This window comes from Zymomonas mobilis subsp. pomaceae ATCC 29192 (assembly GCF_000218875.1).
Classification (GTDB): domain Bacteria; phylum Pseudomonadota; class Alphaproteobacteria; order Sphingomonadales; family Sphingomonadaceae; genus Zymomonas; species Zymomonas pomaceae.
In genome coordinates this window covers 54,234-79,826 of sequence record NC_015709.1, presented here as the reverse complement: position 1 = coordinate 79,826, position 25,593 = coordinate 54,234, and the positions used below count along the sequence as shown (strand labels likewise).

The following is a 25,593-nucleotide window of genomic DNA, read 5'->3' as shown; positions in this document are numbered from 1 at the left end:
GAAGAGTCATTGCAACAGATTAAACTACTGAACAATCAGCACACTGCCCTCTTATTTCGATAACAGATCGCTCCACTTTGAAGTTATTTTTTGTCACAATTTCATGCAGCGAAGTACTTATTTGATCATTATCAATATGAACAACCCGATTACATTGGTCGCAAACCAAAAAAATACAGTCATGCCGACATTCTGGATGGGCATTAACGATATAAGCATTAGCGCTTTCTACGCGATGAGCTAGATTCGCACTGACAAAAATATCGAGAATACGATAAATACTATTGGCTGCAACTCGACGGCCCTGTGATTTTGAGACAATATCAGCAATGTCATAGGCAGAAGCAGGCGTATTAAATTGAGATAACGCCTCAAAAACAGCGCTTCGCATAGCAGTCCATTGTTCTCCTGCTTTTAATAAAGCGGTTTTTGCAGCGTTTAATAACTCAACACCGCTATGTTGAACATGGGAATGATATGTCATAGGAAAAGCATTTCCGCCCAAGGCTGAAATTCCTCTTGAAAGCATGTTAAGGAGAGAATCTTGTTTCTAATATAAGGACTGCTTTTATAAAAACAGCTTTAAATTTCCTAGAACGACTTAACCTTGCCTTTTAGATTAAAATTATAATTTCAGATATTAGACCAAAGCATCCGGCAATTTTTTACCGGCTTCTGCATCCGAAATATCCTGTAAAATGCTATGAGCAATATTCGAAAGCGCTTCTTTTGTCAGGAAGGCCTGATGGCCCGTAAAGACTACATTAGGAAATGAAATCAGGCGTTCCAATATGTCATCATCAATAATATCATCGGCATGATTTTCAAAAAATAAAGGCCCCTCTTCTTCATAAACATCCGCAGCATAACCGCCTAAATGTTTAGACTTTAGGGCATGAATAACAGCCTTCGTATCTACCAGCCCCCCACGGCTCGTATTAATCAAATAAAACCCTTTTTTAGCTTTAGCTAAGGTATTTTTATTAATCATATAATGATTTTCAGGGGTTAAAGGACAATGAAGCGAGATAATGTCACTGGTTTCAATAAGTTCTTCCAAAGAAACATGCTGAAAACCGATCTTCTCTGCCTGCTCTGGCTTAGGACGGGGGGCATAGGCAATAACATTAGCCCCGAAGCCATGCTTCATAATATGGGCAAAGACACTTCCGATATGGCCAACCCCAATAATACCGACCGTCTTTTTATGGATATCAAGACCGATTAGACCTTCCAGAGAAAAGTTATTATCTCGGACACGGTGTAGACCACGTGAAATCTGTCGATTAAGCGTAAGCAACATTCCAACGGCATATTCAGCGACTGAATAAGGAGAGTAGGCTGGAACACGAACGACTTTAAGATTTAATTTTTTAGCAGTTTCTAGATCAACGTTATTATAACCGGCACAGCGTAAAGCAATTAATTTGATACCTAGTTCAGCGAGAATTTCGAGAACTTCGGCGTCAGCTTCATCATTGACAAAAATACATACAGCTTGAGAGCCCTTTGCTTTGGGCGCTGTTTTTCTAGTTAGTCGTTCATTCAGGAAGATAAGATCATGTCCATAATGCTTATTTTCTTTTTCAATGGAATGATGATCATAGTTTTTCGAACTGAATATCGCGACGCGCATAGAATTCCTCTCTGGAAAACAAATTATTATCTTTTTAGAAAATTAAATTTCTTAAAATTTTAAGAAGAAAATAGAATAGTCTAAATTTTATGATAATTTATTGTCTATATATAGAACATTTTGTTAATTTTTATGTTCCATAAAGAGGGGAATAATTTTTTATAAGAAGTGTTATTTTATTTTTTAAATTATAAATAAATGTCAATTCTAAGAGGTCTAAACAAATAGATTAATTTTTAGAAAAAAGGCCTAAAACGACTTTCCGGCCAAGGATTTCTCCCTGACCGGAAATGAAAAGCCTTATAAATAAGGACTTATAATCAACGCTCGTTAAGGAAATAACGATCCTTCGGCGTGAGATCATCATTCAGTTCATAAACCAAAGGTTGACCCGTTGGCAGTTCGAACTTCACGATTTCATCATCCGACATCTTCGACAGATGCTTAACGAGAGCACGCAATGAGTTACCGTGAGCACCGATCAAAACGCGCTTGCCGGCTTTCAGTTCGGGAGCAATGCGTTCTTCCCAATAAGGCAGCACGCGAGCAACAGTGTCTTTCAGGCTTTCGGTTACTGGAATAGGAATACCAGCATAACGACGATCACCGGAAAGATCGAATTTATCGCCTTTTTCCATCGGAGGCGGTGGAACGTCATAAGAACGACGCCAGATATGAACCTGTTCTTCACCATGCTTGGCAGCCGTTTCGGCCTTGTTAAGGCCAGTCAGACCACCATAGTGACGTTCATTCAAACGCCAATCTTTTTCAGTCGGGACCCAAAGGCTTTTACCGGCTTCAAGAATAAGATTGGTCGTTTTGATAGCGCGGGTAAGCACACTGGTAAAAGCGATATCGAATTCGAAACCCTTATCAGCAAGAGCCTTACCGCCGGCCAAAGCTTCCTGAACACCCTGTTCAGTCAGATTAACATCCCACCAGCCGGTGAAACGGTTTTCAAGGTTCCATTCGGACTGTCCGTGACGGGACAAAACGAGCGTGGGCATATTCCACTCCTTTCAATATCTCTTCGTTATTTGTTAGTTCGGTAAACCGTTACAATTTCCGAATCAACAACAGAAGCCATGCATAATTAACGCCGACAGCCTGCATGGTCAGCAAAAATGCCATCAACTTTCGTGAAAATGATGCAGACCAACGACTTTTACTAATAGCGGCTATCGTCTTTATTAAAACTGCTATCAGAAGCAAAATTACGATTGCCCCTAATAGTTTCGCTACGCAAGATCATTTCCAGAGAAGGGCAAGTTATCAATAAAATCGGCTAAAACTGCCAGGCAATCTCTTGCCAATTGTTTGGATCTTTCCGGTGACCAACCTCTTTTGGGGTCTTCTACGTCGATATGGTCTTTAAAGGGCATTTCGAGAGTCATCGAAATAGCCTTAAAACGATAAGCCAATTGGTTAGTAGCTAAGGCAAGATTGGCCTGTCCCGCAGCATCTTCACCATAGCCAAAACTCCTCTGAAAATCGGGCGTATATTTAGCCAGTTTATTCCGATAACGTCTGAATAGCTTGTCCTGTTCACGTTTGAGGTCGGGAATACCTTCAAAACCGGCAAGGAAAACATGCGGAATAGCTTCATCCCCGTGAACATCCATCACAAAATCAACGCCCGTTTTATCCATATGATTGCGGACAGCCAAAACTTCAGGACTGCGTTCTTTAGTCGGTTCTGCCCATTCGCGGTTAAGATTGGCACCGGCGGCATTTGTACGCAGATGACCACGGCTAGACCCATCTGGATTCATATTAGGGACGATGTGAAATCGGGCTTTCTGACGCAAAAGACGTGCGACACTATCATTTTCATCGGTCAATCGTTCAAGCGCACCTTCCATCCACCATTCGGCCATGGTTTCACCCGGATGCTGGCGTGCCATAAGCCATATTGAACGCTGCCCCTCCCCCATTGTCAGGCAATCAATACTCTGGCCATCCAGACTAGTGCCCAATTGTTCATAGCCGACCCCAGAACAACCCGAAATACGGGCAATCAAATCATGATGGCGTTCCATGGAATAAGGAGCAAAATAGGCAAAATAAACAATATTTTGCTTGGGCGTATAACGGATCGTTAATATCCCGTCCTCATAGTGTGTATCTGCCAGATGCCAATCACAACGGTCTTCCGAAACCCGCGCCTTATAATCTTCCCAACCCGCTGGAAATGCGGAAGACTCGCAATTATGGATAGCTAATTCCAAGGGCTGCCCCTTGGCACCCGTTACTTTAAAATAAAACCACTGATAAAAATCTGATTGATTATCTTTTATAATCTCCAGATCAAATTGAGCGCCGTTCTGATTGAGAACATAAATATTACCACCATCAAAAGCAGCATTTATGTGAATAGTCATTTTATTTTTTCCATTTCGCCTGAAGGGCCGGGGAAATTACTGAACATAGCCGTAGCTAACCGATTGACCGCCCAATCAGGATTGCCTTCTGGTGCGTTACTTTTTGCCTGCGTTTTGGCATGGCCTTCCCAGATAACCTGATGCGTATCATGACGGCTAAGTTGGGCTGTTAGCATGGTTTCTACTCTTGGGCTTGTACGATAACCATTACCAACCGGAATAGAAAATCCGGTGCTGATCCCGCCGCCGCCGCCACCATAACGGCCACCTCCGCCGCCTCCGCCAATACTAATTCCGCCGGTGCCACCACCGCCCCATCCCCCACCGAAGCCGATGCCGCCGCCGCCAAAACCGCCCCCAAAGCCGCCGCCACCGCTACCGTAACCACCGCCCATGCTGATGCCCCCATGGGGACGATTATCTCCGGCATTAATGGCATTATTTTGATACCGCGTGCCGCGCATGACATCATATGTCAGGATAAAATCAGCTTGTTGGGGATTGGGAACAACCTGAAAGCCCACCTGTGTCAGGATTGTCGCCAGACTTGCACTGTATTTTTGATATTCAAACGTATTTTTCATCGTCGGATCATGTGGCATTATCGCTAGACTGCCCCCCGCTACAAGTTGGGCTGTATGAAATCGTGTGACCTCGACGGGCATGTGCTTGCCCCCTGCACAGGCAGAAAGAAACATACTGCCGCTTAAGGTAACTGAGAGCAGACAAGAAAAGAGCATCTTAGATTTGTAGCGCACTAGCTTGGCTGTTAGTTTTTTCTGAAAACTGTGCCGCAAGGCCGATTGGATAACCTTATCGCCTGTTTTTTGGGATTTTATCATTAAAGGCCTCAACATAGTCTCCATCCACACGAACAACGCCTTCTCTATCAGGCTGTCACCCTAGAAAGAGAAATTTTTTAAAATCATAAAGAAAAAACATGCCTATTTTATGAATGAGACCTCATGATGGAAGAGATAGGCAGAGCGTATTCTTTAAAAATACGGGCTTTCTATCGGAATATATAGCTTATCCCCTTGACTTACCGTCTTTCAACGAATAGGCAGAGGCCTCATTTTTCCTAATTCAAGATGAAGGCAGGTAGTCCGGCCATGAAAATCCGCAATTCGCTCAAATCATTAAAAGAGCGCCATCGCGACAATCGGGTGATTCGCCGGCGTGGCCGCACTTATATCATCAATAAGACGGTGCGTCGTTTTAAAGCCCGTCAAGGTTGATGCAGATGATGAAGCTATAGCCTAGGCTATAGCTTGTCTGTTTTTTTAAACAGATGCTTTATTAAAAGGCCTATGGTTTTCCATTGGCCTTTTTTTCTGTCTGAAACTGTCCGAAAAATAGGAAAAATACACCCTGTATCAAGAATAGTCGCCTCGAAAAGCGGCGCGCCGTAACCGTAAGACAGAGCATCAAAGGCATGCTATTGGACTATTGGATAAAGCGTCCTATAGGCAATCCGTAGGTTTAAGACCTCAGATTATAACCTTCATCAAAAATTGCCCTTTTGATTAAAAAAGGCCGGTAGCTTTTTTTAAGGTATAGTTTCTTAGTCAGGGTATAGTTTTTTTAGGTAGTGTAATCTCGCCTGAGTTTTTGTCACTCGCAGGGCAAAGCCCCAAATAATGGCCGGTCATATGGCCTTTTATTTCCATATTATGGCCGGATTCATCATTGTGCAGAATATAAGCCATATCATAATCACGCAAATGATAGCTGCCGTCTGTTTCAATCCCCGTCAAATTTTTACCGTTTCGACTGCATACACCTTTCATAGCCACATGCCCCTTCCCTGCGACCAAAGAAATGATCTGACATTCGGGATCATCAGAATAAGCAAAGAAGGTCATGGGTTTATTTTCGGTATTTTTGACACAACGGACAGGCTGTAATGTTGCAGGTTTTTTATCCGGCAGCAGCTTACCATCCAAGGTCACAGTTTCAATATCAATTGAGGACTGCCACTGACCAGCCGCTAGATAATCAGAATCGGCAGGCGCTGCGGCTAGCAGCAGAGGCCATGAGAGAAGCCAAAGTCTTTTCATGCATCTTTCCTTTACCATATTCTGTTGAACTGTTGATGTGGCAGCCGAGTGCTATCCTAAAATTCAGGTTCTTTTATAAAAGCCGAAGGCTTAACATAAAGAAAAGAATAAATTTTATTGCGGGTTAGCGGGTGCTCTGCCTGAAGAAGAATGGGATGCATCGGTGGATGCTGGGCAGACGCCTATATAATGAGCAGAAATATCAGCCGTCATAATGGCCGGACGGTCTGGCGTACCACTGACTATAGTATAGGTCATTTTGTAATTTTCAGGGGTATAGCTCCCCTTAACCGTCATTTCACGGAAAGGCACTTGCGCCTCGGAAGAGCAGGCCTGTTTTACAGTAAAATTGCCGTTTTTGATGTCAAGCTGAGAAACTGTGCAATGTTCTTGGGTTTTTGAGAAAACGACCCGAGGATCACTATCTTCTTCCTTCACACAATGAAGAGTACGCTCGGTCTTGCCCGTGGGATGGGTTTGGCCATCGACATGAACAACCATATTCTGGACAACTTCTTCCCATTGTCCTGTTTTCAACTTGTCCGATGATGGGGCTGCCGCGATCAAAAGCGGCAAGCAACAAATAAGATATTTTTTCATAGCATCCTCTTAAGAAAAACAAGGGTAAATAATTTATTGTTCAATGACTTTCATCGGATAGACTGTTTTTCAGTCTTTCGAGAATAGCCATGCGTTCTTCGATATTATGACGCCAGAGGGCTTTTTCTGGGGCTTCGTCTAGTAAATGATGCCAGATAACAAGGGTTTGGTCTAAATGTCCTTCCCCTAGCAAGGCAACGGCATAAAAATAAGCAGGGCCAGCCGCTGACTTAGGGGCCAGTTTTTCAGCCTGTTCAAAGGATAATTTAGCCGCAGGGACAACCCGTCCATCAGAAGCCTGAACCAAGGCATCCCCTAAAGCTGTCCAAAGCATAGCACTTTTTGGGCGGCGGCGAATTTCGCTTTTTAACCACCCGACAGCATAGGCATATTGTCCCTGTTTAATGAAGGCATCAGAAGTAATCAAGGCGCGTGAATCTTCGCCATAATGGGGAAACAGCATCCAGCGATCCTGGATAAACGGATCATTTTGCTGATTATTTTTCGGAATATTTTCTGCCGGATGGCCTTTTAAGAAAGGCTGTCCTTGCCAAGCATAGCCAGCCAGACCGAAACACAAAACGGCGGCAACCGCTTGTAAAGCTATAAGAGGTAAGCGGCCTATCTTCCAAAGGGAGAGAAAAACAAGTGCCGATAGCAGGGCTGCTATAATCCAGCCATTCATGGTTTTTCTTTCCTGAATAAGCGCCGTAACAAAAGAAGACCGCCTAGTAGTACAAAAAGGGGAAATAGCCATAAAGGCCAATTTCGTTTTGACCATGTCGGTTTATAACTGACCCAGTCACCATAACGATCAATGAACCATTGCCGGATAGCTTCAGGAGATTGCCCTTGTTCAATATCATGTCTGACAATAGCCCGCATATCAGCGGCCATCGCTGCATTAGAATCGGCAATAGATTGCCCCTGACAGACGAGGCACCGTAAAGAGGTCATTAAATTTTGCGCCTTATCCTCCTGTGCCGCCTCTTTAAGAGGCCGATCGGCATAAGGATCATGGGGTTGATCGGCCATAACAAAGGAGGTGCCGCCTACGAACAGGCTTAAAATACCTATGATAACCGCTATATTTTTGAAAAACGAATAAGGTTTCATGACGGTAACTGTCTCCAGATCGTCATCAGTTGCGGTAAATCCTGTTCTGTAATAGGGCCGATATGCTGATAGCGAATAATGCCTTGACCATCTATAAGGAAGCTTTCAGGCACACCGGATGATCCAATGGCAATTTGAACATGACTGCCCTGATCCTGACCGATAGCCTGATAGGGATTACCGTGCCGGTTGAGAAAACGGGTAATATCTTCTGCGCGATCACGAACAGCAATCGCCATAACCGGAATACCTGCATCGTGAAGCGCCATGAGAGAAGCGCCCTCTTCAGCACAAGGGAGGCACCAACTGGCAAATATATTCAGAAAATGGGGATGGCCATCTTTAAAATCTGTCGTTGACAGACCGGCCATGTCCGATAAGGCCGGTTCTAAATGAAAATCGGGTAAAGCGCGGCCAATTTGTTTTGAGGGTACTGTCGAATTTGTGGGGTGCATCAACGAAAAGCGAAAGAGTAAAAAGCACGCGACAAAGGCCAAAAAGGGCAACCATTTTATCCAAGGCTTCATAAATTGGGCCTTTCTCTCTCATAAGCATGATGAGAAAAAAATACAGACTGCCTTAGTTTTTTAATTAGCCTGTCCAATAATACCAAAAGTCCTCCCGCCGCTGATAAAAATCCGCCGATCCAGATCAAGGTTATCATGGGTTTCCACCAACCGCGTATTTGCCAGCGCCCATCCTCCCCTTGCTGTCCCAAAACAAGATAGAGCTGGCCTGCCCTGGTTGTCTTGAGGGCTGTTTCACTGACATCCGTTACAGGGTTAGTAAAATGGCGAAGTTCAGGATTTAAGGTAACGGATTGTCCTTTTCGTTCCAATGTTATGTCCGCAACAATCGCACTCCAGTCGGAACCCAATGCAGGCATAACATTGTTAAAGTGAAGCTGCCAAGGGCCAAGCGTTGCCTGCTGCCCCGGTTCCAAAGCGGTTAAGACTTCCTTGGAAAAAAGATCATTTGAGGCGATCCCGCCCAAAGTGAGGGCTATACCCAGATGGGCCATAACCATTCCCCATAGACTGAGTGGGAGGTGCCACAGCTTTTTTTTCTGTAAAAACAAAGGCCATAGACTGAGTAAAGCTGTGGCGGTGGCTATACCAAAAGCTATCCAGCTTAACGCTGCAAAAGAAATATCAGCCCCCCAAAGACTAGCTTCTGTCAGACAAAAAGCCAAAAGACCGATCACCATAGGCCAACGTATTTTTGACCAGTGATCCTGACGCCAGCGGAAAAAAGGCCCAAATGCCATGACCAAACACAGAATTAACGCCAAGGGACTGACTATCATATTAAAATAGGGTGGTCCGACCGACAGTTTATCGCCGGTAAGCGCTTCGGAAAATAAAGGATAAAGCGTGCCGATCAGCACTACCGCCAATATTACCCCCAATAACAGATTATTGATAATCAATCCGGCTTCACGACTAGGCATATTAAACTGGCTGCCTTGATGGATTTTGCCAATTCTAAGCGCAAAAAGCATTAAGGCACCGCCGATATAAAGCCCCAGTAATCCAAGTATGAAGCTGCCGCGCCATGGATCGACGGCAAAGGCGTGGACACTGACGAGAATACCCGAACGGACAAGAAAAGTGCCGATCATGCTCATGGAAAAGGCGGTAACGGCTAAAACAAGCGTCCAAACGCGCAAGGCATCTCTTTTGGCAAGGACTGAAATCGAATGAAATAACGCAGTCGCTGCCAGCCATGGCATTAGTGCCGCATTTTCTACAGGGTCCCAGAACCAAAAACCGCCCCAGCCCAATTCGTAATAAGCCCAATAGCTGCCCGCCGCGATTCCTATCGTTAAAAATACCCATGCCCCGATCACCCAAGGGCGCATAGCTTTGGCAAAAGAAGGATCGGCCTTGCCCTGCAACAGAGCAGCAACGGCAAAAGAAAAGGCAACGGATAGGCCAACATATCCTAGATAAAGCGTAGGCGGGTGAAAAGCTAATCCCGGATCTTGCAATAAAGGATTAAGGCCCAAGCCTTCTAATGGCGGCGGGTTTAGTCGAGAAAAAGGATTGGAAACAAAGAGTAAAAAGGCAAAAAAGCCTAAAGCCAGACTACCTTGAGCCCCTAGAGCGAGTGATAATAATTTCGGTTCAACCGATTTACTTAATAACGCGAGTAAAGCACCACAAAGACTAAGAATGGTCACCCATAGCAACATAGAGCCTTCATGATTGCCCCAACTGGCAGCCAAGCGATATAGAAAAGGTTTTGCAATATGGTCATTTTCAGCAACTAAAGTAACCGATAAATCCACCCGCAAGAAAAGCCAAAGTAATACCAAAAATGCCATACTAGACAGTAAGGCTTGCATAATCGCTATTGGTTTAACCGTCTTATAAAAAGCCCTTTCCATTCGATTATTCAAAACGGACAGCCCGAAAACTGTCTGTAACAAGGCCATCATGGCCGCCAGCCATAAAAGGATAAGACCCAATTCAGCAATCACATTAATTTCCCTGAGGCGTGGTCATGTTGGCAGGATTATTAGGCATATTCGGCGGCATGTAGCGTTCATCATGTTTGGCCAAGATAGTTTCAGCGATAAAAAGGCCATTTTTTTCGAAATGACCATCGGCCACCACGCCCGAGCCTTCACGGAAAAGATCGGGTACAATGCCCCGATAAGAAACCGGTAAGGATTGATAACCATCGGTCACTTTAAAACCGATTGTCACGCCATCTTTTTCATGGGTTAGCGAACCTCTTTCGACCATGCCGCCTAATCGGATATTACGATCAACCGGTAGATGGGCCTTGATCGCTTCAACAGGTGTATAAAAATAAGCGGCCTGATGTCGAAAAGCGATCAGGGCCAGAAACCCTGCCCCGATTACAGCCACAAGCGCGACAAGACCCAAGATAAGCCGTTGATGTTTAGGCTGCATTTTTTCTCCGTCAATGCGCGCGAGGCGGATCTTTTTTGGATATTTTACGAGAAGGAAGGCGTTGTTCTGCGCGGCGCATCTGTAACCACGAAGTGGTCAATATCCCAACGGTAGCCAGAATGACGACAGTATAAGCGGAAATGACAAAAAGCCACTGATTATAGCCTCCGCTCATAGCGAGGCCATTCGCTGGAGGCGGGCTTCATATTGCGCATGAGCGAGCAAATAACGCATCCTAAAAAGAGTGATTAAGGCAAAAAGGCAGGAAAACCCCAATAAAGTCAAAGGCAGCGGCCAAAGTAAAGAAGGGGCAATAGCCGAATGCGTAAGACCAAGGCTTTGTCCTTGGTGAAGCGTGCGCCACCATAATACCGAATAATGAATAATGGGCAGATTAATAGCCCCCAACAAGGCATAAATAGCCGGTAATCGTGAAACGCTACTAAAGCTATTAACCGAACTAACCGAACGCGATAAGGCAATATAGCCAAGATAGAGGAAAAACAAAATAAGTACCGAGGTTAATCGGCCATCCCATTCCCACCATGTTCCCCATGTCGGACGTCCCCATATCGACCCAGTCATCAGGCAAAGGGCTGTAAAGACAGCGCCCGGTAAAGCCATAGCCTTTGCCGCGATGCCGGCGAGCGGGTGTCGCCAGACAAATTGAACAAAAGAGGCAAGCGCAATACAACTCCATCCCCCCATCGCCAACCATGCAGTTGGGACATGGATATAAAGGATACGAACGGTTTCCCCTTGCAGAAAATCAGGCGGCGTAAAAAACAGTCCGCCGATTATACCTGCTAAACTCGATAAAATGCCGATAATCGCAAGCCATGGCGTTAATTTTTTGGAAAAGGACAGAAAATAATGGGGATTAGCAAGTCTCATCATAGCCTTATCCGTAACAAGATCATGTCCTTTTAAAAAGCATAGATATCCAGATTGGAATTTTTCATGATACTAAACCGTCTTTAATCAGGTTAAAAATTATCATTTACAGGAATTTCTTGGGTATTTCTCTGTCAAAAAAGAGACCTTATCAGTTTTTGAAATCAATATTTTTTGAATAGGCGATCAACGATCACTATCCTGTTGATGAAGCACCGATGCGGACTTATTATCCTTTCCAAGGATATGAAATCTTCATTTTGGAGATTTTTGCCAAAATGTTAAAATAGTTTAAATTTATTTGGGCATAATTTTAAAAAAGGTTAAAAGTAAAAATAATAAGGCTTTCCTTCGTAAAATTTTTACAGATTTTTTAAGATAAAGCGCCTTCTTAAAGGAAGCATCTGGACAGGATGCTTATCCCTCCCTATCGAAAGCTTTATGTCCGTTTCTTCAATCGCCGATAAAGTTGTCTCTGAATCGATTCTCATTGTCGATTTCGGAAGTCAGGTAACCCAGCTTATCGCCCGCCGCGTTCGCGAAGCGGGTGTTTATAGCGAAATTGTTCCTTTTAACCGTGCAGAGGAAGCCTTTTTACGGTTAAAACCAAAAGGCATTATTCTTTCCGGTAGCCCCGCTTCGGTTGTGGCAGAGGGAAGTCCTCGCGTACCAGAAGCTTTCTTTAAGGCGGGTATTCCGATCTTTGGGATTTGCTATGGTCAGCAAGTCATGTGCCATCAATTAGGGGGTAAAGTAACCGCCAATGACGTCGATGGCGAGTTTGGCCGTGCCTTCATAGAAATCAAATCGGCCTCACCGCTCTTTGAAAATTTATGGAAGGTCGGGGAAAAGCATCAAGTTTGGATGAGCCATGCCGATCGTGTGGAAGCCTTGCCCGAAGGCTTTAAACCGATTGCGGTTTCTGAAGGGGCGCCTTTTGCCTTAGTCGCGGATGAAAAACGTCGTTTTTACGCAATGCAATTTCATCCTGAAGTGGTGCATACCCCTGATGGTGCCAAGCTTATTGCCCATTTTGTGCACAACATCTGTGGTCTTGCCGGTGATTGGACCATGGCCGAATTTCGTGACACCAAAATTGCCGAGATTAAAAAACAAGTTGGCAAGGGGCGCGTTATTTGTGGCTTATCCGGTGGGGTTGATTCATCGGTAACCGCCGTCTTAATTCATGAAGCAATCGGCGATCAACTTACCTGTGTTTTTGTCGATCACGGATTGATGCGACAAGGGGAAGCCGAAGAGGTCGTTTCTCTATTTCGTGAACATTATGGAATTACCCTCGTTCATGTAAATGCAGAAGCGTTATTCCTTTCGGGTTTAAAAGGCGTCACCGATCCTGAAGCTAAACGGAAATTTATCGGTAAAACCTTCATCGAAATTTTTGAAGAAGAAGCCCAAAAAATCGGGGGCGCTGACTTTTTGGCGCAAGGTACCCTCTATCCTGATGTGATCGAAAGTGTCAGTTTCCAAGGGGGCCCTTCGGTCACTATTAAAAGTCATCATAATGTCGGTGGTTTACCCGAACGCATGAATATGCAGTTGGTCGAACCTTTACGGGAATTGTTCAAGGATGAGGTGCGTAATCTCGGACGAGAATTAGGATTGCCCGATATTTTCGTTGATCGTCACCCCTTCCCTGGCCCCGGTTTAGCCATTCGTATTCCGGGTGAGGTGACTAAAGAACGTTGTGATATTCTTCGTAAGGCAGATGCCATTTATCTTGAAGAAATTCGTAATGCTGGTTTGTATGATGCCATTTGGCAGGCTTTTGCGGTGTTATTACCCGTAAGAACTGTCGGTGTTATGGGCGATAGTCGCACCTATGATTCCGTTTGTGCTTTACGAGCCGTTACTTCTACAGATGGCATGACCGCTGAAATTTATCCCTTTCAGGCAGAATTTTTGGCCAATGTTGCCACCCGAATTGTGAATGAAGTCAAAGGCATCAATCGTGTAACCTATGATTTCACGTCCAAGCCACCTGGAACGATCGAGTGGGAATAAAATCTATTCCAAGAGAATACAAAAAAACAATAAGCCAGTCCCCTTCCCTTGGGACTGGCTTTATTATTTCAAATTTAGAGAGCGCGCGTTATTAAACTAAGCGAAGCAGCGAGATAAGGGATCATCGCATCCATGGCCATGTCAGAAAGCTGTATGAAAACACGTCGTCCATCGCGGAGATCTGCAATTCTGATAAATATTTTTTCTTCCGTTAAAGACTTAATCCAACGTAAAGCCGTCGTTGGTGGAACGGCAGAGGCAATGCATAAACTGGAAACAGAGACCTGACGTCCTTCCAGTTTTGCCGCCGTTAAATCGAGAAGCATATCCCATGCAGGATCAGCAAAAAGACAAGAAGAAAAATATTGATCCCGCAAGCGGTGGGCACGAATAATCGCTCTGACAACAGCTGCATTAATGCTGATTTTTTTCGTTTCAGCTTTTAATTCTGGCCGTGCAATTTCATTTTTTCGTTCATCCCCTAAAAGGGATTGGGGCAAACTATATTCCCGATTTCGACCTTCTTCGTTAGAGAGCGAAGCCAACATCTTGGCAATGCGGTTCACTTCCTCGCTGATTGTTTTCAAAGGGGGCGTTCTTGTATCGGCAACTACATCATTTAAAGTAAGCGGAGATGTTTTTATGGCTTTTTCAATAGCCGAATACCAGCTGCTTTCATCGCTTTCGATTAGCAATTGCACGTCTGTTTCAAAAAAACGATTATAAGCATTATCTATTAATGACAGGGGCAAGTTAATAACGACCCCGATCATATCATGCGATATTCGGGTCATGACCGCATCCAATAAAGATTCGGCCAAAGATTCATCTTTAATAGAGGTTAAATCCAATAAAATAGCATCGCCTGCCATACCATTAGCAACCATATCGGCGGCTTCGTAAATCGGAAATATTCGAGACATTAAGCCCAAATTTAAAACCGATTTTTCTAATAAAGCCTGTCGTTTAGGGTCAAAGGCAACAATCAGAATTTGAGACGTATTCTTATAGACCAAGTTACTGGTAGATTTTTCCGCGTTATAAAGTGAAGCGCTGATATTTGTCGTTTTTTCTATTCCCATCATCACACATACTCCCTGTTATCTGGCAATCTCTCGCGGATACGCTTTAATATTTGATGTCCGTATCTATCTTCTCTATCAAAGCGGAGCATTCATAGATTAACCACCTCCATAACGGAGACATGTTCTGCTCATGATAGTGCCTTATATCTGGAGCATAGTGATAATGACTTCTCTATTTCCTGAATAAATACGGGAAATCAGAAATATTTATGTTTAATAATTGGCCTTGCGTGGCAAAACTGCTTTTTTAGAACTAAGGAATTACACTTCATGACGGAAAATAATGAAATCTGGCAGCGTGTTGTCGCCCTTATTGAGCCTTTTAATAAAAAGGCTATTCCTCTGACGGAAGAGACGAGTTTCGCGACCGGCCTGGAATGGGATAGCTTGACGGTTATGGATTTTGTGGCGGCTGTGGAAGACGATTTTGATATTTCGATTTCGATGAATTTACAGGCCGAGATCGAAACTGTGGGGCAACTTGCCACAGTTATTAAAAAGTTAACTACAGAAAAAAACAATTGATTTCCGAGTCTTATGATCTGTCGAGCGTTTCTTATAAATAGCTATGAACTGAAAGTGTGTAATAGGTGACTGATCTTTTTTCAAAATTTGAACCGCTAATTGCTATCCGTACAGAAATGTTAAGCCATGGCGGTCGAGACCCTTTTTCCGTCGTTATGGAAAAGGTCTTATCGCCTACAAAAGCTATCATCAAAGGCAAGCCGGTTATCCTGCTTGGCACCTATAACTATATGGGGATGACATTTGATCCCGATGTCATTCAATCCGGAATTGAGGCCTTACAACAATTTGGGGCTGGGACGACAGGCTCTCGCGTATTAAATGGCACTTATCAAGGGCACAAGGCTTGTGAAGACGCATTAAAAGATTTCTATGGCACTGAACATGCTATGGTTTTTTCCACGGGATACCAAGCTAATCTGGGAATGATTTCTACATTAGCAGGTAAAGATGAATATGTTATTATTGATGCCGATAGTCATGCCTCCATTTATGATGGTTGCCGATTGGGTAATGCAGAAATCATCCGTTTTCGTCATAATTCTCCAGAAGATTTAGACCGGCGACTCGGACGGCTTCCCAAAGATGCCGGTAAGTTAGTTGTTTTAGAAGGCGTCTATTCGATGTTGGGTGATATTGCCCCATTGAAAGAGATGGTAGAAATCGCCAAACGGCATAATGCGGTTATTCTTGATGATGAAGCCCATGGCATGGGATTTTTCGGGAAAAATGGTCGCGGTGTTTTCGAAGAATTAGGATTAGACGGGCAAATTGATTTTATTGTCGGTACCTTCTCTAAATCGGTGGGCACCGTTGGTGGATTTTGCGTTTCCAATCATCCTAAATTTGAAGTGTTACGCTTGGTTTGTCGGCCCTATGTCTTTACGGCTTCGCTACCGCCCAGCGTTGTCGCAACGGCGGCGACCTCTATTCGCAAATTGCAAAAATCCCAACATAAGCGTGAACATCTTTGGAAAAATTCCCATCGGTTGCATAGCGGCTTAAAAGAAATGGGCTTTAAACTGGGGACCGAAACCGCCCAGTCAGCAATTATCGCTATTATTTTACCGGATCAGGAACAAGCGGTTGCGATGTGGCAAGCCTTGTTAGAGCTTGGCCTTTACGTCAATTTGGCACGCCCGCCCGCTACTCCGGCAGGGATGTTTTTACTGCGTTGTTCACTTTGTGCGGAACATAGCGATGATCAAGTCACTGATATTCTGGCTATGTTCAAAGAAGCGGGAAAGCAAACCGGCGTCTTGGCATAAAAAAATCAAGGTGACAAAGATTATGTCCGGCCAGATTTTCTGACCGGACATATTTTTTATAATCCAACCATCATTGCGGGATGAGCAGCGCCTTTTTCCAGAAGATCTTTGGCATCGGCTAACAAGGCCACTTCCCCGACAATTAAAATAGCCGGGCCAATAATTTTTTCGGACTGAATAGCGTTTTCGAGTTCTGTAAGTACAGAACGGATAACCTTACTGTCTGCCCAAGTTCCCCGTTCAATAATGGCAATCGGCATATGGGGATCGACCCCATCATTGATCAAACAATTAGCGGTATGCTGTGCCTTTTTCACATCCATATAGACAACCAGAGTATGCCCCGGGCCAGCGAGACCTTTCCAGTTAACAGTAGGGGCATTGCCATTTTCAGAAGTGGCAACAAAGCTAACCACATCTGATAAATTACGATGAGTTAACGGCAGCATGGCATCCGCAGCGCAGCCCAGTGCCGCGGAAACACCCGGGACAACTTCTATTGGCATACCCGCCGCCCTTACGGCTTCAACTTCTTCTCCCCCTCGCCCAAAGACAAAGGGATCGCCGCCTTTTAAACGAACCACGATAGAACCCGTTCTTACATGGGCGATAACAAGAGCATTGATTTCCCCCTGCGATAAGGGGTTGCGGTTATTCTTACCTTCCTTTTGCGAAGATGAAACCGCAATACATTGGGCTGTTTTCGGGGCGTAGGATAAAATACGAGCGTCGACCTCTTCATCATAAACGACAACATCAGCTTGTCGAAGAACATCGACAGCCCGCAAAGTTAAAAGCTCCGGATTTCCGGGGCCTGCGCCTACGAGGATAACCCGTCCCCGAGCTTCAGGATCAAGCAAGCTAGTCATAATAATCTTTTGCCTGTCTTTTTGACCTTTTTACAAACCATCCCTTGTTTTCACTATCCTAGATAAACTTTAGACAAAGGATGAATGATTGGAAAATTTTTAGTCTGAAAGACAACCATCCTCTCTTTTATATTAGTTTGTTCTAAAACAGGGCAGAGCAATTTTTAACTGTCCGTTTTTTTTGTTTACGATAGCCTGAACAAGCTTCGTTTTAAGCTGTTCTTTTTTAAAAAGGCGTTACAAAGATATTGAATGTGGTTTTATCTGGGGAAGGAAACCAACACTGTGCATGAAATAATTTCTAAAGAGCCAGCAACCGGACGTGTTTTGTGGAGGGGACCGATCGGTACTATAGAGCCTACTGTTCAAAAGGCGCGTCTTGCCTTGAAGGCATGGTCTAAAACCACACTTGAAGAACGTATTCATATTTTAGAACGATTCGCAGAAATCGTTCAAGAAAAAGCCGATATTTTTGGTGACATTATAGCCAGAGAAACGGGCAAACCTTTTTGGGAAGCCCGAACAGAAGCCCAAATAGTAGCCAGTAAAGTCGCTATTTCAATTGCGGCTTATAAAGACAGGACATCAACCCAAAATCTTCCGGCAATTACACCCGATATAAAAAGCACGGTGCGTTACAAGCCTCATGGTGTTTTGGTGGTGTTGGGGCCTTTCAATTTTCCGGCACATCTACCCAATGGCCACATTATTCCAGCAATTCTCGCCGGTAATGTGGTTATTTTTAAACCTTCTGAAAAAACGCCGGCTTCGGGTGAATTCTTGGTACAATGTTATCATGAAGCGGCTGTACCTTCGGATGTTGTGCAGTTGGTTATCGGCGGGCGAAAAGAAGGCGAAATTTTAAGCCAGCATAAAGATATTGATGGGCTATTATTTACCGGTTCTTCCCATGGTGGTGTTGCCTTAAGCCGGATTTTTGCAGAAACCCCAGGGCGAATTTTGGCTTTGGAAATGGGGGGCAATAATCCGCTTATAATTTGGGATACCCAAGATATTGAATCGGCCGCTGCCATTGCAGTTCAATCCGCCTATTTATCGGCAGGCCAACGTTGCACTTGTGCGCGCCGTCTGATTATTCGTGAGGATAAAGCGGAACCTATTATTCAGGCTATTTGCCAGTTGATAGATCGTCTTATTATTGATCAACCCTATGCCGAGCCTAAGCCTTTTATGGGATGTGTGATTGATAATGAAGCCGCCGACCATATCGAAAAAGCCTACAAGAATCGGCTAGAAAAAGGGGGTAAGGTTATTCGGCCTTTACAGCGAATAGACCCTGAAAAACCGTTCTTAACCCCTGCGCTTATTGATATGACACAGAGCACAGACCGTCCGGATGAAGAGATTTTTGGTCCTGTTCTCCAGATTATTCGGGTCAATAATTTTGACGCCGCGATAGAAGAGGCCAATAATACACGCTTTGGTCTTTCGGCGGCGCTTATAGATGATAATGAAGAGCATTTTGTGCGCTTTTGGGAAGAAGCCAAAGCCGGCATTATCAATTGGAATCGCCCAACCAATGGCGCACCTTCAACAGCACCGTTTGGTGGCATTGGTTTATCTGGCAATCATCGTCCAAGTGCTTATTTTGCCGCCGATTATTGTTCCTATCCGGTAACGTCAACAGAAAGCGGAAAAGCCGATACGCAAATAACGGTCGGTTTAAAGTGATGTTCGGCAATAAAAAGCGATACGCTCATAATCGTTCGTTTAAAGTGAATCCTTTAAAGGAAAACTTTTACAAAAAAGATTTCCGACGCCTCTTTTGAAACGCTGATTAATCCTGCGACCATACCTGTTGACCGGCGACCCAAGTTTCCAATATGCGGGTATGGCGTAGGGATTCTGTATCGACGACAAAAGGATCGCGATCTATCAGAATAAAATCCGCGTAATATCCCGGCATAAGCTGACCTATCTGCTTTTCAGAAAAAGCGGCATAGGCGGCATCAATACTGTAAGCGGAAAAGGCGGCTTCTTTTTTCAGGGGCTGTTCAGGGCTGCCTTTATCATCGTGACGGTTTAAAATATCGGCAATTGTCATAAAAGGCGTAGTTTCTGTGGCTGGAAAATCTTCTCCAAAGGCCAAATGGACATCATGATCCGCTAAATTTTTCCAAGCTTCTACACTGCCATTTTGCATTCGGCTCGTTCCTAAACGGGTGCTAATGGTCGTTTTATCTGAAAAGTAATTGGCGGGCTGCATAGAGACTACAAGATCATATTTCGAGTAACGGTTGATCTCGGCGATGTCGATCACTGTGGCATCTTCCACGCGCCAGCGCCGATCGCCGGTATAGCTTTGCGATAGTTCATCAATTGCATTTAATAATTGATCGTTGGCGGCATCGCCCGCTGCATGAACTGCAACCTGAAAACCATCCATCGCAGCGCGGCTCATTAAGTTACGCAATTTAGCGTCATTAACAGTATCTATTCCATGTCGTCCTACAGTATCGGCATAGTCTTGTTTCAACCATGCCCCATAGGATGCTACACTGCCATCCATTGAAAAATTTACCCCCCCCATGGAAAGGCGGCCATTATATAACTGGAGGGTTGGATATTTTCCGGCAATAGATAATAAAGGATCAAGGCCATCAGCATAAGCCCTTATCCGAAGGCGCAGATGTCCGAGATCGCCCATGCGGCGCATGACATTCCAGTCATCAATCGACGTTCCCATGTCGGTGGCCGTTGTGATGCCACGGCTAAAAAATATTTGTTGGGCTTTGGTAAAAGCGGCATCCCGATCAACCGGTTGTAAAGGGGGAATGACGCGCGCAACCAAAGTCATAGCCTGATCGGTCAATAAGCCTGAAAGCCGATGATTGGTGGTATAACCAACATGACCTTCTTTAATGAGCGCCGCCGTTTGGTTCGTAATATGCGCCGCATCAAGCGCAAGACTGTTGGCTAAACCCACATGGCCATCTGATCGCAACAACCAGACGGGTCGATCATTGATCGCTTTATCAATATCGCTGGCTTGCGGCTGACGCCCTAGATGCCATTTTTCTTCATTCCAGCCCCCGCCTAGAATCCAACGTGCGGTAGGATGCTCTTCTGCAAAATGGCGCATTTTGTCCTGAGCTTGTTGAAGAGATTCTGTATCGGAAAGATCAAGGGCTATGCCCCGCTCCCCTAATGCCATGACATGGGTATGCCCATCCACAAACCCCGGTATTAACGTTTGATCTTTACCATTAAGATAGAAATCAACGTCACTCGGTTTTTTGTCATTCTTGTTTAGTAATTTTACTACCTTACCATCACGGCCAATTAAAAGGCTAGTAAAACGATGGAGGTTACCTTTGGTATCGAGGGTTATACCGTTAATGTGATCGATCAGACCATCAGCTTTGAGAGGAAAAGCATAAAAAGCGGATATACTGGCTACAAATGCGAGCGTTTTTACTATTTTCAACGCATATTTCTCCCAAGTTTATCCGTTATTGTCTGATCATGATAAGATGTGAAGAGAAGCCATTAACCAATAACTTCTTAAAAGGATAGGTAAGCCCGAAAGGCAACAACTTTTATTGGGGCGCTGTTGCTTGCTTTCTATCTTTATTTTACGCTAGGATTTCTATCATTGGATGGAAATTCCGATCAGTATACGTAACAAGATTTCTTCAGCAATAGAAAGCCCCTCTGCTATAACATGATGAACCCTATTTTTTTCACAGGTAGGGGTATAAACGGATAACATCTATTTTAGATTAAAAGGCAATAGCGATAATTTCTCGCTATTGCTGAAAATGCGGGATAAAGCATGGTAAGCTTGGATAATCCAGAAACTCTTCCGGTTTCGCTTGATGATGTTAAACAGGCTCATAAGCGTATTAAAAATGCTATTGTCAGAACGCCGACGCTCTATAGTCGCACGCTATCAGACTTAACGGGTGCGGGCATTTGGCTGAAATTCGAAAATCTTCAGTTTACCGCTTCTTATAAAGAACGGGGTGCGCTTAATAAATTATTATCCCTTGATCAAAAATCGAGAGAACGAGGGGTTATCGCTGCCTCGGCAGGTAATCATGCACAAGGGTTAGCGTATCATGGTAATCGGCTTGATATTCCTGTTACCATTGTCATGCCGGAACACACCCCGACCGTAAAGGTCGAACAAACGCGCGGTCATGGGGCTAAAATTGTTCTTTATGGCGAACAATTTGATGAATCGCTGGCCCATGCGTTAAAATTGGCAGAACAAGATGACTTAACTTTTGTTCATCCGTTTAATGATCCGGCTATCATCGCAGGTCAAGGTACCGTCGCCTTGGAAATGCTGGAAGATGCCCCCGCTATTGATACTTTGGTCGTCCCTGTTGGGGGCGGAGGTCTCATTTCCGGTTGCGCGACCGTTGCCAAAAATATGGATCGACCCCTTGATGTCTTGGGAGCTGAAGCTGAACTTTATCCTTCCATGTATAACTATATCAAAGGTAAAAATTTACCGTGCGGTGGTGATACCCTGGCAGAGGGTATAGCGGTTCAGGTACCGGGAACTATCACTCGACGTTTTGTTAAAATGTTGGTCGATGATCTCTTATTGGTGAATGAAACTGACCTTGAACATGCGTTATCTTTGATTGTTCAAATTGAAAAAACGATTGTTGAGGGGGCGGGTGCTGCCTGTTTAGGGGCTGTTTTATCGCATCCTGAACGCTTTCAGGGCAGACAAGTCGGGATCATCTTTTCCGGTGGTAATATTGATACGCGGTTACTGGCCAATGTGCTGTTACGTGATTTAGCCCGTTCCGGTCGTTTAGCTCGTCTTAGAGTGCGGATGAAAGATCAGGCGGGTCAACTTTATAAAGTGGCTAAGGTCTTTCATGACCAGCAGGTCAATATTATGGAAGTTTCACATCAGCGGATCTTCACGACATTGCCCGCAAAAGGTCTTTGTGCGGATATTGAATGTGAAACGCGAGATCAGGCCCATCTTGATCGGTTAATTGCCGCGTTACGTGACGTAGGTTATGGCGTAACAGTTGTTGAACCCGCATAAATAATAAACAAATGAGCCAGCCGTGATCTGGCCAGAGTAAAGGATTTACGCTTTATGGGTAAAATGCTTATATTAGGAAGTGCCGCTTCTTTCGCAGCCCATCGTCTGGCAAAAAAACGGCGGCAAGCCATAGTGACGGCGATTGCCACCACTACCTTGATTCCGGGATTGGCCGCCGCCGGTGGTTTCATGCTGGGGGCCGCTTCTGCGCGTTTAGCCGACCGACTTCATCTTAAAGAGAAACGCCCAATCAGTCGCCTTGCAGCACGGGTTATAAAAGCGAAAAATGCCGTACAATAAAGCATAAGTCATTTTAAAATTTTATGAAAAGGCGCTGTCTAGCCTACAGCGCTTTTTTATGAAGAGGTCTTCTGCTGTTGCCGATTATGATAATCACGAACATGCTGTGATTGCTCTTCAAGATTATTTGAAAATATATGTCCCCCCTTGCCATTGGCAACGAAATATAAGGCTTCGGTCTTGGCGGGATGCAAAACCGCCATCAAAGAACTGCGGCTGGGATTGGTTATCGGGCCGCTGGGCAAGCCTTTTATCTGATAGGTGTTATAGCTATTCTGAGCCATGAGCTCTGAACGTAAAATAGGGTGCCCCAAGGGATAACCATGCGTTATCGGATAAATAATAGTGGGATCAGCCTGTAACCGCATATTTTTTTGCAAACGATTATAGTACACCCCTGCGACGATAGGGCGTTCTTCCGGTAAAGCCGTTTCTTTTTCTACAATGGAGGCCAATATCACCGCTTGTTCAGGGATTTTCACCCCTATATCGGGTGCTTTTTTTATCCATAATTGATGGAGCATTTTTGTCATAGCCGCTTCCATGCGTGCAACGACCAAGGCCCGTTTCTCACCGGGAACAAAGGCATATCCATCGGGTAACAAGCTACCTTCTGCTGGGACGGGAATGTCCCCGACAAGGCTGGGCTCTGCCATTAAGCGATCATGTACTTCTAAAGAAGCCATGCCTTCCGGCACAATAAAAATATGACGGATATTAGGGCCATGCTCTAACAATGTGACAAGGTGGTTGAGGGAGGTTCTAGGCTCGATTTGATAATCGCCTGCCTTCAGCGTAAATTTATTTTTACTGTGTACCAGCCATAAAAAGGCTTCTTCAGAGCGGATAGCGCCCGCCTGTTTTAAAAGATGCGCCGCTTTTCCAAGAGAGCTGCCATCAGTTATTGTTACAACCAACTGTTTTTCATTGGGGGCAACAAAAACATGATAAAAGCCCAGCCCTCCCAGAAACATAGCAGACAGAAAGACAAAGACCACAAGCCGATCCAACCAGCGGTTAGCATCAGAATTTTGGCTTTTCCTTGTTCTGTTACGCCATTTAAAGAGGCGCATCATAAGATTTAGTCTACCGCTTTGAAGATAAGACTTGAATTGGTTCCACCAAAGCCGAAACTATTATTAAGTACAGCCTTGATTTCACGTTTTTTAGGCACATTCGGCACTAGATCAAAGCCTTCGAGCCCTTCACTCGGATTTTCAAGATTGATCGTCGGCGGAGCAATTTGATCCCGCATCGCCAACAAACAGAAAATCGTTTCAACGGCGCCAGCACCGCCTAAAAGATGGCCAATCGCTGATTTGGTTGAACTCATCGACATGCCAGCAATATCTTTACCAAAAAGTCGACGAACAGCATTAGCTTCGATTTCGTCACCCATCGGCGTCGAGGTTCCATGGGCATTAACATAGTCAATATCAGCAGGCGTCAGATTAGCCCGTTCGAGAGCCATTTTCATGGAACGATACGCGCCATCGCCTTCTGGATGCGGGGCCGTCACATGATACGCATCACCCGTCATACCATAACCGATGATCTCGCCGTAAATTTTGGCACCCCGAGCTTTGGCATGCTCATATTCTTCCAGAATAATGATACCTGCGCCTTCACCCATTACAAAACCGTCGCGGCCTTTATCATAAGGGCGGGAAGCTTTTTCCGGTGTATCGTTATGGCCGGTTGAAAGGGCATGAGCCTGAGAAAATCCGGCAATACCGAGTGGGCAAACAGCCGCTTCCGAACCACCGGCAACCATGACATCGGCATATCCCATGCGGATCATCCAGCTGGCATCGCCAATAGAATGACATCCAGAAGAACAGGCAGTAACAACCGCATGGTTAGGCCCTTTCAAGCCATAGCGGATAGAAACCTGTCCAGAAATCAAATTAATAAGGCTTGCATGGACAAAATGCGGGGAAACGCGCCGTGGCCCTTTTTCCTTACAAATGATAGATTCTTTTTCGATGCGCGGTAAACCACCGATACCTGCGCCGATAGAAAGGCCGGTATTCAGCTTTTCTTCTTCGCTCATATCGATAAGGCCAGCATCTTCCAAAGCCTGACCGGCAGCATCGATACCATAAACAATAAAAGGTTCGACCTGTCTTATCGTTTTACTGTCAACGCGTTTTGTGGCATCAAAACCATATTCATGATCGGCTGGTTTTACTTCACAGGCAACGGTGCAGGCATAACCTTCCGGATCGAAACGTGTGATACGTCCGGCACCCGAACGTGAAGCCAAAATATTGGCCCAGGTTGTTTCAACATCGCCTCCAAGTGAAGTCACCATTCCGAGGCCGGTAACGACTACGCGACGCATGTTACTTTTCTCCCCTTGGCAGAACGCCTCCAGCATTATGCCGCATGACACCCCTCCTTCAATTGTTTAAGGTAAAAAGTTAAAATACTTAGACTTTATGCCTTAATAGAAGGCAGCCGCAAAAGCTAATAGAATATAAATAGATGTAAAGGCAGGATCGGATTTATATTTTACCGATCCTGCTTTCAATTTGATCAGGCTTTATGCTCATCAATGTAAGAAACGGCATCTTTGACCGTCCCGATTTTCTCTACGGCATCATCAGGGATTTCGACACCGAATTCTTCTTCAAATGCCATAACCAATTCAATGATGTCGAGGCTATCAGCGCCCAAATCATCAAGAAAACTTGCCGTTTCTACAACTTTATCTGGCTCTACACCAAGATGTTCAACAACAATTTTCTTGATACGCTCTGCAGTATCACTCATTTCGTAACCTTTCACTATTATGTCGGTGCCTTAAATTTTCTGAAATCAAGGCAATCCGTAAAATTCGAAACACAGGTAAACCGTCTATTGCCTCTTTTATCTAAAA

Annotated in this window: 27 protein-coding genes; 7 read left to right on the top strand and 20 right to left on the bottom strand. The window is 44.6% G+C overall.

What is annotated here, in order from left to right:
- Positions 1-19: 19 nt before the first annotated feature.
- The 5 genes from ZYMOP_RS00365 to ZYMOP_RS00345 form a co-directional block, all read right to left on the bottom strand.
- Complete coding sequence (locus ZYMOP_RS00365) at positions 20-484, bottom strand: Fur family transcriptional regulator (RefSeq protein WP_013933378.1); 465 nt, start codon at positions 482-484, stop codon at positions 20-22.
- A gap of 156 nt (positions 485-640) precedes the next feature.
- The gene (locus ZYMOP_RS00360) at positions 641-1,636 is read right to left on the bottom strand and encodes a 2-hydroxyacid dehydrogenase (RefSeq protein WP_013933377.1); all 996 of its coding nucleotides are present in this window, start codon (positions 1,634-1,636) and stop codon (positions 641-643) included.
- A 320-nt stretch (positions 1,637-1,956) separates the two neighbouring features.
- Positions 1,957-2,643: a 2,3-diphosphoglycerate-dependent phosphoglycerate mutase gene (gene gpmA, locus ZYMOP_RS00355; RefSeq protein ID WP_013933376.1), complete on the bottom strand. Its 687-nt coding sequence runs from the start codon at positions 2,641-2,643 to the stop codon at positions 1,957-1,959.
- Between the two features lie 231 nt (positions 2,644-2,874).
- On the bottom strand, positions 2,875-4,017 hold the full coding sequence (locus ZYMOP_RS00350) for a M14 family metallopeptidase (protein WP_013933375.1): 1,143 nt from the start codon (positions 4,015-4,017) through the stop codon (positions 2,875-2,877).
- Positions 4,014-4,859 carry a DUF4136 domain-containing protein gene (locus tag ZYMOP_RS00345; RefSeq protein ID WP_013933374.1) on the bottom strand — a complete coding sequence of 282 codons (846 nt, stop codon included), beginning with the start codon at positions 4,857-4,859 and terminating at the stop codon, positions 4,014-4,016. Before ZYMOP_RS00345 ends, ZYMOP_RS00350 begins: the two co-directional genes overlap by 4 nt.
- Positions 4,860-5,129: 270 nt before the next feature.
- Here ZYMOP_RS00345 and ykgO point away from each other — a divergent pair, with 270 nt between their 5' ends.
- A complete protein-coding gene (gene ykgO / locus ZYMOP_RS00340; RefSeq protein ID WP_013933373.1) occupies positions 5,130-5,255 on the top strand; it encodes a type B 50S ribosomal protein L36 in 126 nt (41 codons plus the stop codon).
- Positions 5,256-5,585: 330 nt separating this feature from the next.
- Here ykgO and ZYMOP_RS00335 read toward each other — a convergent pair whose 3' ends face one another.
- The 9 genes from ZYMOP_RS00335 to ccmC all read right to left on the bottom strand — a co-directional run bounded on the left by ZYMOP_RS00335 (position 5,586) and on the right by ccmC (position 11,611).
- Positions 5,586-6,077 (bottom strand): DUF3617 domain-containing protein, encoded by a 492-nt coding sequence (locus tag ZYMOP_RS00335; protein WP_013933372.1) that lies wholly within the window; start codon positions 6,075-6,077, stop codon positions 5,586-5,588.
- A gap of 114 nt (positions 6,078-6,191) precedes the next feature.
- Positions 6,192-6,677 (bottom strand): DUF3617 domain-containing protein, encoded by a 486-nt coding sequence (locus ZYMOP_RS00330; RefSeq protein ID WP_013933371.1) that lies wholly within the window; start codon positions 6,675-6,677, stop codon positions 6,192-6,194.
- Between the two features lie 40 nt (positions 6,678-6,717).
- Complete coding sequence (locus ZYMOP_RS00325; RefSeq protein ID WP_013933370.1) at positions 6,718-7,362, bottom strand: tetratricopeptide repeat protein; 645 nt, start codon at positions 7,360-7,362, stop codon at positions 6,718-6,720.
- Positions 7,359-7,793, bottom strand: a complete 435-nt coding sequence (locus tag ZYMOP_RS00320; protein ID WP_013933369.1) for a cytochrome c-type biogenesis protein — start codon at positions 7,791-7,793, stop codon at positions 7,359-7,361. The genes ZYMOP_RS00325 and ZYMOP_RS00320 overlap by 4 nt, the downstream gene beginning before the upstream one ends.
- Positions 7,790-8,320 carry a redoxin family protein gene (locus ZYMOP_RS00315; RefSeq protein WP_013933368.1) on the bottom strand — a complete coding sequence of 177 codons (531 nt, stop codon included), beginning with the start codon at positions 8,318-8,320 and terminating at the stop codon, positions 7,790-7,792. Before ZYMOP_RS00315 ends, ZYMOP_RS00320 begins: the two co-directional genes overlap by 4 nt.
- Positions 8,317-10,275 (bottom strand): heme lyase CcmF/NrfE family subunit, encoded by a 1,959-nt coding sequence (locus tag ZYMOP_RS00310; protein WP_013933367.1) that lies wholly within the window; start codon positions 10,273-10,275, stop codon positions 8,317-8,319. Before ZYMOP_RS00310 ends, ZYMOP_RS00315 begins: the two co-directional genes overlap by 4 nt.
- A gap of 1 nt (position 10,276) precedes the next feature.
- Positions 10,277-10,714 carry a cytochrome c maturation protein CcmE gene (gene ccmE / locus ZYMOP_RS00305; protein ID WP_013933366.1) on the bottom strand — a complete coding sequence of 146 codons (438 nt, stop codon included), beginning with the start codon at positions 10,712-10,714 and terminating at the stop codon, positions 10,277-10,279.
- A 10-nt stretch (positions 10,715-10,724) separates the two neighbouring features.
- The gene (locus ZYMOP_RS09505) at positions 10,725-10,889 is read right to left on the bottom strand and encodes a hypothetical protein (protein WP_013933365.1); all 165 of its coding nucleotides are present in this window, start codon (positions 10,887-10,889) and stop codon (positions 10,725-10,727) included.
- On the bottom strand, positions 10,886-11,611 hold the full coding sequence (gene ccmC, locus ZYMOP_RS00300; protein ID WP_013933364.1) for a heme ABC transporter permease CcmC: 726 nt from the start codon (positions 11,609-11,611) through the stop codon (positions 10,886-10,888). The genes ZYMOP_RS09505 and ccmC overlap by 4 nt, the downstream gene beginning before the upstream one ends.
- Positions 11,612-12,049: 438 nt before the next feature.
- Here ccmC and guaA point away from each other — a divergent pair, with 438 nt between their 5' ends.
- Complete coding sequence (guaA, locus tag ZYMOP_RS00295) at positions 12,050-13,630, top strand: glutamine-hydrolyzing GMP synthase (RefSeq protein WP_013933363.1); 1,581 nt, start codon at positions 12,050-12,052, stop codon at positions 13,628-13,630.
- Between the two features lie 74 nt (positions 13,631-13,704).
- Here guaA and ZYMOP_RS00290 read toward each other — a convergent pair whose 3' ends face one another.
- The gene (locus tag ZYMOP_RS00290) at positions 13,705-14,715 is read right to left on the bottom strand and encodes a hypothetical protein (RefSeq protein ID WP_013933362.1); all 1,011 of its coding nucleotides are present in this window, start codon (positions 14,713-14,715) and stop codon (positions 13,705-13,707) included.
- A gap of 270 nt (positions 14,716-14,985) precedes the next feature.
- On the opposite strand from ZYMOP_RS00290, the gene ZYMOP_RS00285 reads away from it, so the two are divergent.
- Positions 14,986-15,240, top strand: a complete 255-nt coding sequence (locus ZYMOP_RS00285) for an acyl carrier protein (RefSeq protein ID WP_013933361.1) — start codon at positions 14,986-14,988, stop codon at positions 15,238-15,240.
- 65 nt (positions 15,241-15,305) lie between these two features.
- Positions 15,306-16,508 carry a serine palmitoyltransferase gene (gene spt, locus ZYMOP_RS00280; RefSeq protein WP_013933360.1) on the top strand — a complete coding sequence of 401 codons (1,203 nt, stop codon included), beginning with the start codon at positions 15,306-15,308 and terminating at the stop codon, positions 16,506-16,508.
- Positions 16,509-16,564: 56 nt separating this feature from the next.
- On the opposite strand, the gene cobA is transcribed toward spt, so the two are convergent.
- Complete coding sequence (gene cobA / locus ZYMOP_RS00275; protein ID WP_013933359.1) at positions 16,565-17,377, bottom strand: uroporphyrinogen-III C-methyltransferase; 813 nt, start codon at positions 17,375-17,377, stop codon at positions 16,565-16,567.
- A 252-nt stretch (positions 17,378-17,629) separates the two neighbouring features.
- Here cobA and astD point away from each other — a divergent pair, with 252 nt between their 5' ends.
- On the top strand, positions 17,630-19,069 hold the full coding sequence (gene astD, locus ZYMOP_RS00270) for a succinylglutamate-semialdehyde dehydrogenase (RefSeq protein WP_049778854.1): 1,440 nt from the start codon (positions 17,630-17,632) through the stop codon (positions 19,067-19,069).
- A 106-nt stretch (positions 19,070-19,175) separates the two neighbouring features.
- Here astD and ZYMOP_RS00265 read toward each other — a convergent pair whose 3' ends face one another.
- Positions 19,176-20,825 (bottom strand): amidohydrolase, encoded by a 1,650-nt coding sequence (locus ZYMOP_RS00265; protein ID WP_013933357.1) that lies wholly within the window; start codon positions 20,823-20,825, stop codon positions 19,176-19,178.
- Between the two features lie 348 nt (positions 20,826-21,173).
- Here ZYMOP_RS00265 and ZYMOP_RS00260 point away from each other — a divergent pair, with 348 nt between their 5' ends.
- Positions 21,174-22,412, top strand: a complete 1,239-nt coding sequence (locus tag ZYMOP_RS00260; RefSeq protein WP_013933356.1) for a threonine ammonia-lyase — start codon at positions 21,174-21,176, stop codon at positions 22,410-22,412.
- A gap of 54 nt (positions 22,413-22,466) precedes the next feature.
- Positions 22,467-22,712, top strand: a complete 246-nt coding sequence (locus ZYMOP_RS00255) for a hypothetical protein (protein WP_013933355.1) — start codon at positions 22,467-22,469, stop codon at positions 22,710-22,712.
- A gap of 56 nt (positions 22,713-22,768) precedes the next feature.
- On the opposite strand, the gene mltG is transcribed toward ZYMOP_RS00255, so the two are convergent.
- The 3 genes from mltG to ZYMOP_RS00240 all read right to left on the bottom strand — a co-directional run bounded on the left by mltG (position 22,769) and on the right by ZYMOP_RS00240 (position 25,487).
- Positions 22,769-23,788 (bottom strand): endolytic transglycosylase MltG, encoded by a 1,020-nt coding sequence (mltG, locus tag ZYMOP_RS00250; protein WP_049778853.1) that lies wholly within the window; start codon positions 23,786-23,788, stop codon positions 22,769-22,771.
- 5 nt (positions 23,789-23,793) lie between these two features.
- Positions 23,794-25,056: a beta-ketoacyl-ACP synthase II gene (fabF, locus tag ZYMOP_RS00245; protein ID WP_013933353.1), complete on the bottom strand. Its 1,263-nt coding sequence runs from the start codon at positions 25,054-25,056 to the stop codon at positions 23,794-23,796.
- Positions 25,057-25,250: 194 nt separating this feature from the next.
- Positions 25,251-25,487 carry an acyl carrier protein gene (locus ZYMOP_RS00240; RefSeq protein ID WP_013933352.1) on the bottom strand — a complete coding sequence of 79 codons (237 nt, stop codon included), beginning with the start codon at positions 25,485-25,487 and terminating at the stop codon, positions 25,251-25,253.
- Between the last annotated feature and the right edge of the window lie 106 nt (positions 25,488-25,593).

Bases quoted from the DNA above. Each gene is read 5' to 3' on its own strand.
- ZYMOP_RS00335 (WP_013933372.1), bottom strand. From the start codon at position 6,077: ATGAAAAGACTTTGGCTTCTCTCATGGCCTCTGCTGCTAGCCGCAGCG.
- fabF (WP_013933353.1), bottom strand. From the start codon at position 25,056: ATGCGTCGCGTAGTCGTTACCGGCCTCGGAATGGTGACTTCACTTGGA.
- astD (WP_049778854.1), top strand. From the start codon at position 17,630: ATGTGGTTTTATCTGGGGAAGGAAACCAACACTGTGCATGAAATAATT.
- ZYMOP_RS00240 (WP_013933352.1), bottom strand. From the start codon at position 25,487: ATGAGTGATACTGCAGAGCGTATCAAGAAAATTGTTGTTGAACATCTT.
- ZYMOP_RS00290 (WP_013933362.1), bottom strand. From the start codon at position 14,715: ATGATGGGAATAGAAAAAACGACAAATATCAGCGCTTCACTTTATAAC.
- ZYMOP_RS00260 (WP_013933356.1), top strand. From the start codon at position 21,174: ATGGTAAGCTTGGATAATCCAGAAACTCTTCCGGTTTCGCTTGATGAT.
- ccmC (WP_013933364.1), bottom strand. From the start codon at position 11,611: ATGATGAGACTTGCTAATCCCCATTATTTTCTGTCCTTTTCCAAAAAA.
- ZYMOP_RS00365 (WP_013933378.1), bottom strand. From the start codon at position 484: ATGACATATCATTCCCATGTTCAACATAGCGGTGTTGAGTTATTAAAC.
- gpmA (WP_013933376.1), bottom strand. From the start codon at position 2,643: ATGCCCACGCTCGTTTTGTCCCGTCACGGACAGTCCGAATGGAACCTT.
- ZYMOP_RS09505 (WP_013933365.1), bottom strand. From the start codon at position 10,889: ATGAGCGGAGGCTATAATCAGTGGCTTTTTGTCATTTCCGCTTATACT.
- ZYMOP_RS00285 (WP_013933361.1), top strand. From the start codon at position 14,986: ATGACGGAAAATAATGAAATCTGGCAGCGTGTTGTCGCCCTTATTGAG.
- ykgO (WP_013933373.1), top strand. From the start codon at position 5,130: ATGAAAATCCGCAATTCGCTCAAATCATTAAAAGAGCGCCATCGCGAC.
- ZYMOP_RS00320 (WP_013933369.1), bottom strand. From the start codon at position 7,793: ATGAAACCTTATTCGTTTTTCAAAAATATAGCGGTTATCATAGGTATT.
- mltG (WP_049778853.1), bottom strand. From the start codon at position 23,788: ATGATGCGCCTCTTTAAATGGCGTAACAGAACAAGGAAAAGCCAAAAT.
- cobA (WP_013933359.1), bottom strand. From the start codon at position 17,377: ATGACTAGCTTGCTTGATCCTGAAGCTCGGGGACGGGTTATCCTCGTA.
- guaA (WP_013933363.1), top strand. From the start codon at position 12,050: ATGTCCGTTTCTTCAATCGCCGATAAAGTTGTCTCTGAATCGATTCTC.
- ZYMOP_RS00350 (WP_013933375.1), bottom strand. From the start codon at position 4,017: ATGACTATTCACATAAATGCTGCTTTTGATGGTGGTAATATTTATGTT.
- ZYMOP_RS00255 (WP_013933355.1), top strand. From the start codon at position 22,467: ATGGGTAAAATGCTTATATTAGGAAGTGCCGCTTCTTTCGCAGCCCAT.
- ZYMOP_RS00315 (WP_013933368.1), bottom strand. From the start codon at position 8,320: ATGAAGCCTTGGATAAAATGGTTGCCCTTTTTGGCCTTTGTCGCGTGC.
- ZYMOP_RS00325 (WP_013933370.1), bottom strand. From the start codon at position 7,362: ATGAATGGCTGGATTATAGCAGCCCTGCTATCGGCACTTGTTTTTCTC.
- ZYMOP_RS00345 (WP_013933374.1), bottom strand. From the start codon at position 4,859: ATGATAAAATCCCAAAAAACAGGCGATAAGGTTATCCAATCGGCCTTG.
- ccmE (WP_013933366.1), bottom strand. From the start codon at position 10,714: ATGCAGCCTAAACATCAACGGCTTATCTTGGGTCTTGTCGCGCTTGTG.
- ZYMOP_RS00360 (WP_013933377.1), bottom strand. From the start codon at position 1,636: ATGCGCGTCGCGATATTCAGTTCGAAAAACTATGATCATCATTCCATT.
- ZYMOP_RS00330 (WP_013933371.1), bottom strand. From the start codon at position 6,677: ATGAAAAAATATCTTATTTGTTGCTTGCCGCTTTTGATCGCGGCAGCC.